Source organism: Streptomyces sp. MST-110588 (assembly GCF_022695595.1).
In the GTDB taxonomy this organism is placed as follows: domain Bacteria; phylum Actinomycetota; class Actinomycetes; order Streptomycetales; family Streptomycetaceae; genus Streptomyces.
Genome location: NZ_CP074380.1, coordinates 6,471,320 through 6,484,485 on the forward strand (window position 1 = coordinate 6,471,320; position 13,166 = coordinate 6,484,485).

The window sequence follows — 13,166 nt, forward strand, 5'->3', positions numbered from 1 at the left end:
TACGCGGGGCGCATACCCCTTCCTCACCCCATCGTGTGAACGGCGCGGCCCCGGCCGGATACCCCCGTACGAGGGACATCCGGCCGGGGCCGCGCGCCGTGCGGACAACCGGTCTCAGTGCAGGTACGAGGCCCCGTTCAGGTGCAGCACCGCGCCCGTCGCCCATTCGGCCTCCGGCGAGGTGAACCAGGCCACCGCGGAGGCGATCTCCGACGGGTCGGCGACCCGGCCCAGCGGGTGCTGGGCCAGGACCGCCCGGGACGCCTCGGGGTCCTCCAGGAGGTCCGCCGTCAGGTCGGTGCGGGTGAAGCCGACGGCCAGCGCCGCGACCGCGATCCGGTGCGGCGCCAGAGCGACCGCCAGCGACTGCGCCAGGGAGTGCAGGCCGGCCTTGCTCGCCCCGTACGCCGGCACGTGCGGCTCGCCGCGGTAGCCGCCACGCGAGCCGATCATGACGATCCGGCCGCCCGCCGGGCCCTGCGGCCGGTGCAGCAGATGGTCGACCACGCACCAGGAGGTGTTGGCGGCGGCGATCAGGTTGACGTCGATGTGGCGGCGCCACAAGGACTGCCACTCCTCGTAGGAGGTGCCGGCGATCGGGTGCTCGATGTAGATGCCGGAGTTGTTGACCAGGACGTCGATGCCGCCGAGGCCCTCGACGGCCTCGCCCACCACCCGCGCCACCTGCCCGGGGTCGGCCAGGTCCCCGGTGACCGTCAGATGCCCCTCGCCCGGCAGCTTGGCCACCACCGCCTCGCCCGCCGCGGTGTCGGCGCGGCAGTGCACGGCCACCGCGGCGCCCCGTGCCGCGTGCGCGGCGGCGACTGCGGCACCGATGCCGCTCTCCCGGGACGCGCCGGTGACCAGCACCCGCTGCCGAAGACCCGGCTGCGCACCGCCCCGCCTGCCGTCCCACGCACCGTCGCCCGCGGTGTCCGTGGCGCTCATACGGCACTCCCTCCGCTCTCCCCGCGGTTTCCCTCACGGTGGTCCGTACGGTCCGCCATACGGTCCTGAGTCACCCGCCGCATCCGGTGCGCGGCCTCGTACACCTCGGTGAACCGGGTGGACAGCGCCACCGGCGCGATACGCACCCGGTCGGGGAGGGAGTGGTCGACGAAGACACCGGCCTCGGCGAACAGCGGCACCAGCTCCCGGGCCAGGGGATGTCCGTAGGTCAGATGCGCGCCGCGGGCCGCCGGGTCGGGCGGGCCGGCCAGCCGGAACCCCAGCGGCACCAGCAGCGTCTCGGCGAGCGCCTGGAAGAAGCCGGTCAGCGCCACACTCTTGGCGCGCAGCCGTTCCAGACCCGCCTCGGCCAGCAGATCGAGCCCCGCTCCGGCCGCGACGGCGGACAGCACCGGCGGACTGCCGGTCAAGAAGCGCCGGATGCCGGGGTCCGGGTCGTACTCGCGCCGCATCGCGAGCTGCTCGCGATGGCCGTACCAGCCCTGCACCGGCTGGGTCGTGCGGGCCTGGAGGCCGCGGCGCACATACAGCAGGGCCGGCGAGCCGGGGCCCGCCAGCATGTGCTTGTACGTCGAGGCGACGGCCAGGTCCGTGCCGCACGCCGTCAGAGAAAGCGGCACCGCGCCCACCGCGTGGCTGAGGTCCCACAGCACCAGCGCGCCCGCCGCGTGCACGGCCTCGTTGACCGCCGCCATGTCCAGCAGCGCGCCGGAGCGCGGGGAGACCAGCGACAGACAGACCACGGCCACGCTCTCATCGAGCGCCGCCCGCAGCACCTCCAGGTCCAGACCCAGGTCCGGATCGGCGGGCACGGTGCGCAGCTCGCCGCCCGCGTCCTGGGCGACCCCGGCCATCACGTACCGGTCGGTGGGGAAGTTGTCGTCCTCCACGACGACCGTCCGGCGCCCGGGGCGCGCCCGCAGCGCCGCGACCGCCAGCTTGTAGAGGTTCACACTGGTGCAGTCGCTGACCACCGCCTCGCCCGGCTCAGCGCCCAGCACCACCCCGGCCATCCGGTCGCCCAGGTGCCGCGGCAGGTCCAGCCACTGCGTACGGGCCTGCGCGAGCCGGTCCCCCCACTGGCCGCGGACCACCTCCTCCATGAGGGCGGCGGTGGCCGCGGGCAGCCGGCCCAGCGAGCTGCCGTTGAGGAACAGCGCGCCCGGCGGGACGGGGTGGAAGCGCCCGGCGAACCCCGCCAGCGGGTCCGCCGCGTCCCGGCGCCGGGCCTCCTCCAAGGTGGGCGCGGGCAAGGTGGGCGCGGGCCGCCGTGTCGTGGTCACAGCAGCCCCCTGGCGGCCCACAGCTCCGGGAAGAACCGGTGCTCACTGATCCGGCGCAGCCACGCCACGCCGTGGGTGCCTCCGGTGCCGGGCTTGAAGCCGATGACCCGCTCGACGGTCAGCAGGTGGACCGCGCGCCAGCGGCAGGCGGCCTCGGCCACGTCCATCAGGGCCTCGGCCAGGAGGAAGGCGGGATCGGTGGGGTCACCCGCCCGGTAGACCTCCGCCCAGGCCCGTTCGACGTGCGCGCTGGGCTCGTACGGCAGGGAGAAGTCGCGCTGCAGGTGCTCCCGGGGAATGTCCGCGCCGCGCCGGGCCAGCAGCGCCAGCGCCGCGTCGTAGACGCTGGGGGAGTGCAGCGCCTCCTGTACGGCGTCGTTGACGTGCGGGACGTTCCGGTGGGGGCGGGCCAGTTCGGCGACCTTGTTGCCCAGCACGTACTCCACCATCCGGTACATGTACGACTGGAAGCCGGACGCCTTCCCCAAGTGGTCGCGGAAGGCGTTGAATTCGGTGGGCGCCAGCGTGCCCAGCACGTCCCAGCAGCCGACCAGGAGTTCCAGCACGCGCCGGGAGCGGCGCAGCGCCCATACGGCGTCCGGGACGCGGTCCTGCTCCAGCAGCCCCCGGATCCGCACCATCTCCTCGTACACGAGCTTGAAGAGGAGTTCCTTGACCTGGCCCAGGATGTAGAAGGTCGGCTCGGAGGGCGCCTGGGAGCGCGGGTGCTGGAGGGACAGCAGGACGTCGATGCTCTGGTAGTCGATGTACGGGGTGCTGTGGCCCTCGAAGTCCAGCAGCGGGCCGCCGCCGGTGACGGACGCGGTGGTGGCCCGCTCGACGTCGCTGCTGACTCCGAGGTCCGGTGGGGTCAGATCCGGTGGTGTGCTGCTCACTGGTCTCCTTTTCCCGCTTCGTTTGCTTCTGCTTCGGTTCTTTCTGCCTCGGTGGTTTCTGTCTCAGTTCTGTCTGCCTCGTCCGCTCCCCATTTCGCCTGGGCCTCCTGGAAAACCTGGGCGAAGAACGGGTCGGGAACCGAACCCTGGCGGTAACGCTTCCCGTACCGCCGGCGGTAGGCGTCGAACCACCGCGGATCGGCGTTCAGGAACATCACGTCGTGGAAAGCCATGTGGCGCAGCGCGAACATCGGGACGGGCGAGCGCGACACCAGGAGTTCCCGGTTGCGGGCGGCCCGTTCGTCGCATTGCGGATGGAACTGGCCCAGCATCAGGCCTTCCCGTGCCAATGTGGTCTTCCGGCGGGCGTGGGCCGCGTCCAGTACCCGGTAGCGGTCGGGACCGATGCCCCGCAGGACGACGACCAGGGCACGCAGGGTGCGGTTGCGCCCGGCCCACTCGATATGGTCGAAGGTCTCCCGCATGCGGTCGATGACGCCGACCACGCCCGGCACATCGATGTCCGGACCGACGTCCCATTCCCGTACGTCCAAGGTGCCGGCTTTCATGGACGGTTCCACGAACGGGCACACCGGACCCGTACGGCCGATATGTCGGTGGGGTTTGGTCAGATAGTCGGTGAACCACTGATGCGCGAGGTCCAGTGGTGTTGGTGCTGGGCAGTGCGGAGAAGTCACGCCGACCCCCGTCCGGCTCTTCCGTATCCGGCCCGCTTTTCCGATCTCCAGGGACCGGCAGGCTCAGAATTTCGCTGACCGGCCGGGCCGTGGGAGGCGCTTCCGCGACAAATGACGGATCGGGAACCGGAAACCGATGCGGCTTTCGCTCCGGTATGCCCCGCATAGGGATCTTGTGGTCGTGTGCCCCTTTAGCGTGCCGTCCTTCCCTGACGAGCCGTCATGGGGGCATGGGCGGCGGCGCACGGACTGTGGCCGACAACCACCCTTGTGGGCGCTGCGCCGAGCTGCTAACAGCCGGGCGGGCGACGGCACGATGAGGGAACAATGAGCGCCCCAGCGCGCGCACCCTCCACGGGAGACCGGCCACGATGATCCTCGCCCGCCGCCTCGTCCACCTCTACGCCGGGCTCGCGCTCTTCGGCGTCAGCGTCGCCCTCCAGCTCCGGGCCGGCCTCGGCCTGAACGCCTGGGACGTCTTCCACCAGGGCGTCTCCCGGCACACCGGCCTCTCCCTGGGCACCGTCGTGATCCTCGCCTCGGTCGCCGTGCTGCTGCTGTGGATCCCGCTGCGCGAGCGCCCGGGGATCGGCACCCTCTCCAACGTCGTACTCGTCGGCCTGTGCATCGACGCCACGTTGCACCTGCTGCCCTCCGTACGGGCCCTGGGTGTCCGTGTCCCCCTGCTCCTGACCGGCGTCGTGCTCAACGCACTGGCCACCGCCCTGTACATCTCCGCGCGCTTCGGCCCCGGGCCGCGCGACGGCCTGATGACCGGTCTGTGCCGGCGCACCGGCAGGACCACGCGGCTGGTGCGCACCGGCATCGAGCTGACGGTGCTGGCCCTGGGCTTCGTGCTGGGCGGGACGATCGGGGTCGGCACGGTCCTGTACGCGCTGGCCATCGGGCCGCTCATCCAGTTCTTCCAGAAGTACGTGAGGATTCCCGGGCCGCCGGACACGGCGGCGCTGACCACGGCTCCGGCCGACTGATCCGTAGGGCCCGGGCGGCGGACCGGGGCGCGGGAAGGCGGCGGACCGGGGTGCGGAGGCGGCGGACCGGGGTGCGGGAAGGGCCGCCGGTGCGGGCCCGACCCCGGCGGTCCGCTGATTGTCACAGGCGGTCAGTAGGGTGGTGGTCATGGCAGACCCCAGCAGCTACCGACCCAAGCCGGGAGAGATCCCCGACTCGCCGGGGGTCTACAAGTTCCGCGACGAGCACCGCCGCGTCATCTACGTGGGCAAGGCCAAGAGCCTGCGCCAGCGGCTGTCCAGCTACTTCCAGGACCTGGCCAACCTCCACCCGCGTACCCGCACGATGGTCACCACCGCCGCATCCGTGGAATGGACCGTCGTCAGCACCGAGGTCGAGGCGCTCCAGCTCGAATACACCTGGATCAAGGAATTCGACCCGCGCTTCAACGTCAAGTACCGGGACGACAAGAGCTACCCCTATCTCGCCGTCACCCTCAACGAGGAATTCCCCCGGGTCCAGGTCATGCGCGGCGCCAAGAAGAAGGGCGTGCGCTATTTCGGCCCGTACGGCCACGCCTGGGCCATCCGCGAGACCGTCGACCTGATGCTGCGGGTCTTCCCCGTGCGGACCTGCTCCGCCGGGGTCTTCAAGCGCTCCGCGCAAATCGGCCGCCCCTGTCTGCTGGGCTACATCGGCAAGTGCGCGGCGCCCTGCGTCGGCAAGATCTCCGCCGAGGAACACCACGAACTGGCCGAGGACTTCTGCGACTTCATGGCCGGCCGCACCGGCGCGTACATCCGCCGCCTGGAGCGGCAGATGCAGGAGGCCGCCGAGGAGATGGAGTACGAGAAAGCCGGCCGGCTGCGGGACGACATAGTGGCGCTCAAGCGCGCGATGGAGAAGAGCGCCGTCGTCCTCGCCGACGCCACCGACGCGGACCTGATCGCCCTCGCCGAGGACGAGCTGGAGGCCGCCGTCCAGATCTTCCACGTACGCGGCGGCCGGGTGCGCGGCCAGCGCGGCTGGGTCACCGACAAGGTCGAGGCCGTCACCACCGCCGACCTGGTCGAACACGCCCTCCAGCAGCTCTACGGCGAGGAGAGCGGCGACGCCGTCCCCAAGGAAGTGCTGGTCCCGGCCCTGCCCGACCCCCTCGAACCGGTCCAGCAGTGGCTCGCCGGGCGCCGCGGCTCCCACGTCTCGCTGCGCATCCCGCAGCGCGGCGACAAGAAGGACCTGATGGCCACGGTCGAGCGCAACGCGCAGCAGGCCCTGGCCCTGCACAAGACCAAACGCGCCTCGGACCTGACCACCCGCTCCCGCGCGCTGGAGGAGATCGCCGAGGCCCTGGGGCTGGACTCGGTGCCGCTGCGCATCGAGTGCTTCGACATCTCCCACCTCCAGGGGGACGACGTGGTCGCCTCGATGGTGGTCTTCGAGGACGGCCTGGCCCGCAAGAGCGAGTACCGCCGCTTCCAGATCAAGACCTTCCAGGGGCAGGACGACGTCCGCTCCATGCACGAGGTCATCGGCCGCCGCTTCAAGCGCTACCTCCAGGAGAAGCAGCGGACGGGGGAGTGGCAGGAGGAGGGCCCGGAGACACCGGCGCAAGCTCCCGACGGCGCGCCCGGGCCCGCCGAGGAGGCGCCCGCCTCCGGAGGGGACACCGGACCCGCCACCCCCGGCACCGGCCCCGCACCCCTGGACGAGGACGGCCGGCCCAAGCGCTTCGCCTACCCGCCCCAGCTCGTCGTGGTCGACGGCGGCGCGCCCCAGGTCGCCGCCGCCCAGCGCGCCCTGGAGGAGCTGGGCATCGACGACGTCGCCGTATGCGGCCTGGCCAAGCGCCTCGAAGAGGTCTGGCTGCCGAACGAGAACGACCCGGTCGTGCTGCCCCGCAGCAGCGAGGGGCTCTACCTCCTGCAGCGGGTCCGTGACGAGGCCCACCGCTTCGCCATCCGCTACCAGCGCACCAAACGCGGCAAGCGCCTGAAGGCCGGACCGCTGGACGAGGTCCCCGGCCTCGGCGAGACCCGGCGCCGGGCCCTGCTCAAGCACTTCGGCTCGCTCAAGAGGCTCAAGGCCGCCACGATCGAGGAGATCTGCGAAGTGCCCGGTATCGGCCGCAGGACCGCCGAGACGGTCGCCGCGGCCCTGGCGGGGCGAGCGCGGGCGGCCCGGCGGTGAATACCGCCACAGGCGAGATCATTGAGGATGACGGGGCCGTACCGGCCGTGTTGTCGCAGTCGTCGGACGGCGCGGGCACACCGGCCCCGCCGTCACCGGAACGGGGGCAGAACCTATGAGCAGCAGCACGCCGCACAGCGGCTCGACACCACACGGCAGTACCACGCCGCACGGCGGCAGCACACCGCACGGCGGTACGCAGCAGGACAGCACACAGCAGGAAATCGAGAGAGACGGTGCAGCACAGGTGAGTACGGGCCCGATGCGCGACTCCGATCAGGGCGAGAGCGCCGCGATCCCCGAGCTGGTGATCATCTCCGGCATGTCCGGGGCCGGCCGGAGCACGGCCGCCAAGTGCCTGGAGGACCTCGGCTGGTTCGTGGTCGACAACATCCCGCCCGAGCTGATCCCCCCGATGGTGGAGCTGGGCGCCCGCTCCCAGGGCAACGTGGCCCGTATCGCCGTCGTCGTGGACGTCCGGGGCCGCCGCTTCTTCGACAACCTCAAGCAGTCGCTGTCCACCCTGGACGCGCAGAACGTCAAGCGCCGCATCGTCTTCCTGGAGTCCTCCGACGAGGCCCTGGTGCGCCGCTTCGAGTCCGTACGCCGCCCCCACCCCCTCCAGGGCGACGGCCGGATCGTGGACGGCATCGCGGCCGAACGCGACCTGCTGCGCGAGCTGCGCGGCGACGCCGACCTGGTCATCGACACCTCCAGCCTCAACGTCCACGAGCTGCGCGCCAAGATGGACGCCCAGTTCGCCGGCGAAGAGGTCCCCGAGCTGCGCGCCACCGTCATGTCCTTCGGCTTCAAGTACGGCCTGCCGGTCGACGCCGACCTCGTCGTGGACTGCCGCTTCATCCCCAACCCCCACTGGGTCCCCGAGCTGCGCCCCTACACCGGGCTCAACGAAGAGGTCTCCGGCTACGTCTTCAGCCAGCCCGGCGCCAAGGAGTTCCTGGACGGCTACACCGAGCTGCTGCGCATCGTCGCCGAGGGCTACCGCCGCGAGGGCAAGCGTTATGTGACCATCGCCGTGGGCTGCACGGGCGGCAAGCACCGCAGCGTGGCCATGTCCGAGAAGCTCGCCCGCCGCCTGGTCTCCGAAGGGGTCGAAACGGTCGTCGTCCACCGGGACATGGGGCGCGAGTGACCGCCCGTACCATGCGACTGCGCCGCGTCCGCCGGCTCGTCCCCGGCGGACGTACGGCCAAGGGCGCCACGCCCAAGGTCGTCGCGCTCGGCGGCGGCCGGGGCCTGTCCGCCTCCCTGGCCGCGCTGCGCCGGATAACCGGAGACCTGACCGCCGTCGTCACGGTCGCCGACGACGGCGGCTCCAGCGGCCGGCTCCGCGACGAGCTGGGCGTACTGCCGCCCGGCGACCTGCGCAAGGCGCTGGCCGCGCTGTGCGGCGACGACGACTGGGGCCAGACCTGGTCCCGGGTCATCCAGCACCGCTTCACCAGCGAGGGCGAACTGCACGACCACGCCGTGGGCAACCTGCTGATCGTCGCCCTGTGGGAGCAGCTCGGCGACCACGTCCAGGCGCTGGACCTGGTCGGCAAGCTGCTGGGCGCCCACGGCCGGGTACTGCCCATGTCCGCCGTCCCCCTGGAGCTCCAGGCGCTGGTCAAGGGACACGTCAAGGGCCGCCCCGAGGAGATCTCCACCGTCCGCGGCCAGGCCACGGTCGCCCTGACCCGCGGCGAGGTGCAGTCCGTCCACGTCGTACCCGAGGACCCGCCGGCCGTCCCCGAGGCGGTCGAGGCCGTCCTGGACGCCGACTGGGTGGTCCTGGGCCCCGGCTCCTGGTTCTCCTCGGTCATCCCGCATCTGCTGGTGCCCGAACTGCGCCGGGCCCTTGAGGAGACCAAGGCCCGCAAGGTCCTCTCGCTGAACCTGGCACCCCAGCCGGGTGAAACCGATGGCTTCTCACCGCAGCGTCATTTGGAGGTTTTGGCCCGACACGCCCCTAAACTCGCCTTCGACGTGGTGCTGGCCGACAAGGCCGCCGTACCCGACATCGAAAGCCTGACGGCTGCCGCCAAGCAGTACGTCGGCAGCGAGGTCGAACTGGCGGCGGTGGCGGCGGGCGGCGGATCCCGGACACCATCCGGGGCCGCCCCCGCCAAGCACGACCCGGAGCTGCTGGCAGCCGCGTACGACCGTATTTTTCGGATGCATGGAAGGATCGGCCCATGGCGATGACGGCAGCGGTGAAGGACGAAATCCCCCGGCTCCCCGTCACCCGGACCTGCTGCCGGAAGTCGGAGGTCTCGTCGATCCTGCGGTTCGCCGGAGGACTGCACCTGGTCAGCGGACGCATCGTGATCGAGGCGGAGCTGGACACCGGCATCGCGGCCCGACGGCTGCGCAAGGACATCCTGGAGATCTTCGGCCACTCCTCCGACCTGGTGGTGATGGCCCCCGGCGGCCTGCGGCGCGGCAGCCGCTACGTGGTCCGGGTCGTCGCCGGCGGCGACCAGCTCGCCCGCCAGACCGGCCTGGTCGACGGCCGCGGCCGGCCCATCAGGGGCCTGCCCCCGCAGGTCGTCTCCGGCGCCACGTGTGACGCCGAGGCGGCCTGGCGCGGCGCCTTCCTCGCGCACGGCTCACTCACCGAGCCCGGCCGCTCCTCCTCCCTGGAGGTCACCTGCCCCGGCCCGGAAGCGGCCCTCGCCCTGGTCGGCGCGGCCCGCCGGCTGGGCATCAGCGCCAAGGCCCGCGAGGTGCGCGGCGTGGACCGCGTCGTCGTCCGCGACGGTGACGCCATCGGCGCCCTGCTGACCCGCCTGGGCGCCCACGAATCGGTGCTGGCCTGGGAGGAGCGGCGGATGCGCCGCGAGGTGCGCGCCACCGCCAACCGGCTCGCCAACTTCGACGACGCCAACCTCCGCCGCTCGGCACGGGCCGCGGTCGCCGCGGGCGCGCGCGTCCAGCGGGCCCTGGAGATCCTCGGCGACGAGGTCCCCGAACACCTCGCCGCCGCCGGCCGGCTGCGCATGGACCACAAGCAGGCGTCCCTGGAGGAGCTGGGCGCCCTGGCCGACCCGCCACTGACCAAGGACGCGGTCGCGGGCCGTATCCGCCGCCTGCTGGCCATGGCCGACAAGCGGGCCCAGGACCTGGGCATCCCCGGCACGGAATCCAACCTCTCCGAAGAAATGGCCGACGGCCTGGTCGGCTGACCCCCGCTTCTTCCGGCCCGCCCACCCGGCCCGCACCACCGCCCCCGACCCGGCCCGAGTGCTGCCCGACCCGCCCCGAGCAGGGTCCGGTCCCGTCCAGCCACCGGGTACGGTCCGGGCAGCCGCAAGCGTGGTCCGCCCGCCCGAGTACGACCACCGGATCCGGCCCGAGCCGACCGGCCACCGTACGGCCCGAGCAGACCCGAGCGCGGTCCGGGCTGATCCGAGGGAGACCCCGGGGCGGGCCTGAGGGAGTCCCGGGGCTGGTCCGAGTGCGGTTCGCCCCCGGGCCGTTGGGTATCCCCCCGATGGGGGTCTGGCGGCGTTCGATTTGCCCTGTAGGGCGTGACCCTGCCGTGTGGCCCGTGTGCGGTCGGGGGCCCGTGTGCGGTTCAACCCCGGGCTGCCGGGTATCCCCCGGTGGGGGTTTGCGGCGTTCGATTCCTCCTGTAGGGGCGCGACCTGGCCGCGTGGCTGGTGTCCAGTGACGTCGAAGTCTGCGGATTGAAGCTTCACTTTGCGGGGGATCTTGCGGACTGAAGGGTTACCTTGCGGTGAGGGGCGGGGTCAGCCGGACGTGGTGCATGCGTGAAAGGTCCTGTCGGGTGGTTCTGCCGGGCCGCCGGCGGACGGATTCGAGGTCGCGTACGTAGCGCCGGACGGATCGGAGTTACGGCGCCCGCCAGCGGACGCGTGGGTGGTGCCGTTGGAGCACGCCTTCCCCGTAACCCTGATATGTGAAGTGGGAGGGCACCATCTGGCACAGCACTCGCACCGACGACTTCATGAAGCAAGAGGTTGCGAGAAAGCGACAGGAGCTCGGCCGCGGAGCAACGGAGTGAGCGGCGGGCCGTGCGGGCCCGTGCGGGGCGGGTGCTGCGGGGTGTGTGAGTTATCGCGTTGCATGGACGTCGGAGGGGCCTTTACCCTGTTTGAGTTCCGCCCGTGCCCGTTCCGGGGCTCCGGCGCTGTGTTTCGAGGTGACGACTTATCTCCCAGGCCAAGTAGCCGTCCGCAGTTCCCCACGTTCTGATCGTTTGAACGTGTCCGGGGGCGGACGTCGCGCTGGCCTGAGTTGCGTCACCCACCCCCGCGTTTCCCTGTCATTTTCCGGGTGCAGCTCTGCCGTCTGCCCCGGGTTTCGTGTTTTCCGGCCCCGGCACGGCTGACGGCAGGGCTCCCCGACTCCTTGTATCAGGAGCCCCCGCAGTGCCTTCCCCCGCGCTCGACAACGAGCCACAGCACACCACCTCACCCCCGAACCACCCCGCAACCGGACTGTCGAAGATGGGCCTGGCCGCCTGGATTGCCCTCCTGGTGCTCCTGGGCGCCGAGCTGATGGACATGATCGACCAGTCGGTCGTCCTGACCGCTCTGCCCGCGATCCAGGAATCGACCGGTGCCGGACCGGACGCGGTGCAATGGCTGACCACCGGCTATTCCCTGCCCATCGCCGTCGGACTGATCACCGGCGGACGCCTCGGCGACCTCTACGGCCGGCGCAGGATCCTCCTCATCGGCACCGCCGTGTTCACCACGGCCTCGCTGCTGTGCGGCCTCGCTGCCGGGCCGGGCGTGCTGATCGGCGCCCGCGCCCTCCAGGGCATGGGCGTGGCCATCATGATCCCGCAGATCCTGGCCACCCTCCACGTCACCTTCGAGGGACGCAGCCGCAGCAAAGTGTTCGGTCTGTACGGGGCCATCATGTCGCTCGCCAATGTCCTGGGCCCGGTGATGGGCGGCCTGCTCACCGAGGCCGACCTGTTCGGGCTGTCCTGGCGGCCGATCTTCCTGGTCAACGTGCCCGTCGGCCTCGCCGTGCTCCTCCTGGGACGCCGGTTCATCCCCGAGTCGACCGTGAAGAAGGCCCACCGGCTCGACCTCGCCGGCATGCTGCTGTCCGCCCTGGCCATTGTCCTGATCGTCTTCCCGCTCAGCGAGGGGCACCTCCGTCACTGGCCGCTGTGGTGCATCGCCATGCTCGCCACCGGTCTCCTTGCCCTGGGCGTCTTCCTGCGCCACCAGCAGCGCAAGCAGAACAAGGCGCCCCTTGTGCCCCTGTCCCTCTTCCGGGGCAGGCAGTTCTCCGGCGGCACGGCCGCGCAACTGATGCACGGCCTGCTGTGCGGGCTGTTCTTCATGACCTGGACCCTCTACCTCCAGCGCGGACTGGGCATGAGCCCCCTCCACGCGGCCCTGGCCTTCGTGCTGCTCTCCCTCGGAGAGCTGGCCGGCGCGACGCTCGCAGCGAAGAGCGGCGGGCGCTTCGCCCGCAGGCTGCCCCAGGCCGGAGCCCTCATCGCGTCCGCTTCGATGGCCGCCTACGGACTCCAGGCCGCCACAGCCCAGGAGGACCTGACCCTGCCGGCGATGACCGCTCCGGTGGTACTGATCGGCTTCGGTCTCGGCATGGTCAGCGGCCCGCTCGCCGACCTGTCGCTGGCCCGCGTCCCGCACGATCACGCAGGGGCCGCCTCGGGCCTGTTCAACACCGCCATCCACCTGGGCATCGCGCTGGGCACCGCGCTGACCGCCCTGGTGTTCTTCGCCGCCACCGGCGGCTCGCCCGACGCCGGACTCAACCGTGACGCGTTCATCACCGTGCTGTGGTGGGTCGGCAGCCTCCTCACCCTGATGTGGGCCCTGATGTTCTTCCTGCCCAAGCACACGAAGAGCCGGGCCGGCTGAGCCGGTTCCCCAAGGCGGCGGCACCTCCCAGTGCCGCCGTCTGTCCCGTACGCCCCACACAGCCACGAGTAGCCAGGATCAACAACGAGACCAGTGACACCTACGAGCACGGGAAAGGAAGAACGAACGAGCCGGGCCACCGCCCGAGAAAACGACAGGTAGAACTTCACAACCTCGACGCACGCTCTGAAGACACACTTTTCGCCTCGCTGATCACCTCATACCGCGGCGCAGCCTTCGGCTGCACCGGACAGCTTGAGTTCGGAGCGGGTGCCGCAGGTT

At 71.4% G+C, this 13,166-nt stretch carries 9 protein-coding genes and 1 pseudogene; 6 read left to right on the forward strand and 4 right to left on the reverse strand.

Translation table 11 applies throughout. The features are described from left to right. Window positions 1-114: 114 nt before the first annotated feature. The 4 genes from KGS77_RS28350 to KGS77_RS28365 are packed head-to-tail and all read right to left on the reverse strand — an operon-like array spanning window position 115 to window position 3,846. Window positions 115-948: an SDR family oxidoreductase gene (locus tag KGS77_RS28350; RefSeq protein ID WP_242585996.1), complete on the reverse strand. Its 834-nt coding sequence runs from the start codon at window positions 946-948 to the stop codon at window positions 115-117. Further along, window positions 945-2,252 carry an aminotransferase class V-fold PLP-dependent enzyme gene (locus KGS77_RS28355; protein ID WP_242585997.1) on the reverse strand — a complete coding sequence of 436 codons (1,308 nt, stop codon included), beginning with the start codon at window positions 2,250-2,252 and terminating at the stop codon, window positions 945-947. The genes KGS77_RS28350 and KGS77_RS28355 overlap by 4 nt, the downstream gene beginning before the upstream one ends. After that, window positions 2,249-3,148, reverse strand: a complete 900-nt coding sequence (locus KGS77_RS28360; RefSeq protein WP_242585998.1) for a tryptophan 2,3-dioxygenase family protein — start codon at window positions 3,146-3,148, stop codon at window positions 2,249-2,251. Before KGS77_RS28360 ends, KGS77_RS28355 begins: the two co-directional genes overlap by 4 nt. After that, the gene (locus KGS77_RS28365; protein WP_347404539.1) at window positions 3,145-3,846 is read right to left on the reverse strand and encodes a DUF6875 domain-containing protein; all 702 of its coding nucleotides are present in this window, start codon (window positions 3,844-3,846) and stop codon (window positions 3,145-3,147) included. Before KGS77_RS28365 ends, KGS77_RS28360 begins: the two co-directional genes overlap by 4 nt. A 371-nt stretch (window positions 3,847-4,217) precedes the next feature. On the opposite strand from KGS77_RS28365, the gene KGS77_RS28370 reads away from it, so the two are divergent. From KGS77_RS28370 to KGS77_RS28395, 6 genes and pseudogenes are all read left to right on the forward strand, one after another. Then, on the forward strand, window positions 4,218-4,838 hold the full coding sequence (locus tag KGS77_RS28370) for a hypothetical protein (RefSeq protein ID WP_242586000.1): 621 nt from the start codon (window positions 4,218-4,220) through the stop codon (window positions 4,836-4,838). 148 nt (window positions 4,839-4,986) lie between these two features. Then, window positions 4,987-7,127: pseudogene (uvrC, locus tag KGS77_RS28375) on the forward strand (excinuclease ABC subunit UvrC). Window positions 7,128-7,270: 143 nt separating this feature from the next. Next, window positions 7,271-8,161, forward strand: a complete 891-nt coding sequence (rapZ, locus tag KGS77_RS28380) for an RNase adapter RapZ (RefSeq protein WP_242587739.1) — start codon at window positions 7,271-7,273, stop codon at window positions 8,159-8,161. Next, window positions 8,158-9,216: a uridine diphosphate-N-acetylglucosamine-binding protein YvcK gene (gene yvcK, locus KGS77_RS28385; RefSeq protein WP_242586001.1), complete on the forward strand. Its 1,059-nt coding sequence runs from the start codon at window positions 8,158-8,160 to the stop codon at window positions 9,214-9,216. The genes rapZ and yvcK overlap by 4 nt, the downstream gene beginning before the upstream one ends. Next, the gene (gene whiA, locus KGS77_RS28390) at window positions 9,207-10,196 is read left to right on the forward strand and encodes a DNA-binding protein WhiA (RefSeq protein ID WP_242586002.1); all 990 of its coding nucleotides are present in this window, start codon (window positions 9,207-9,209) and stop codon (window positions 10,194-10,196) included. The genes yvcK and whiA overlap by 10 nt, the downstream gene beginning before the upstream one ends. Before the next feature lie 1,209 nt (window positions 10,197-11,405). Next, window positions 11,406-12,884 (forward strand): MFS transporter, encoded by a 1,479-nt coding sequence (locus KGS77_RS28395; RefSeq protein ID WP_242586003.1) that lies wholly within the window; start codon window positions 11,406-11,408, stop codon window positions 12,882-12,884. Window positions 12,885-13,166: the final 282 nt, after the last annotated feature.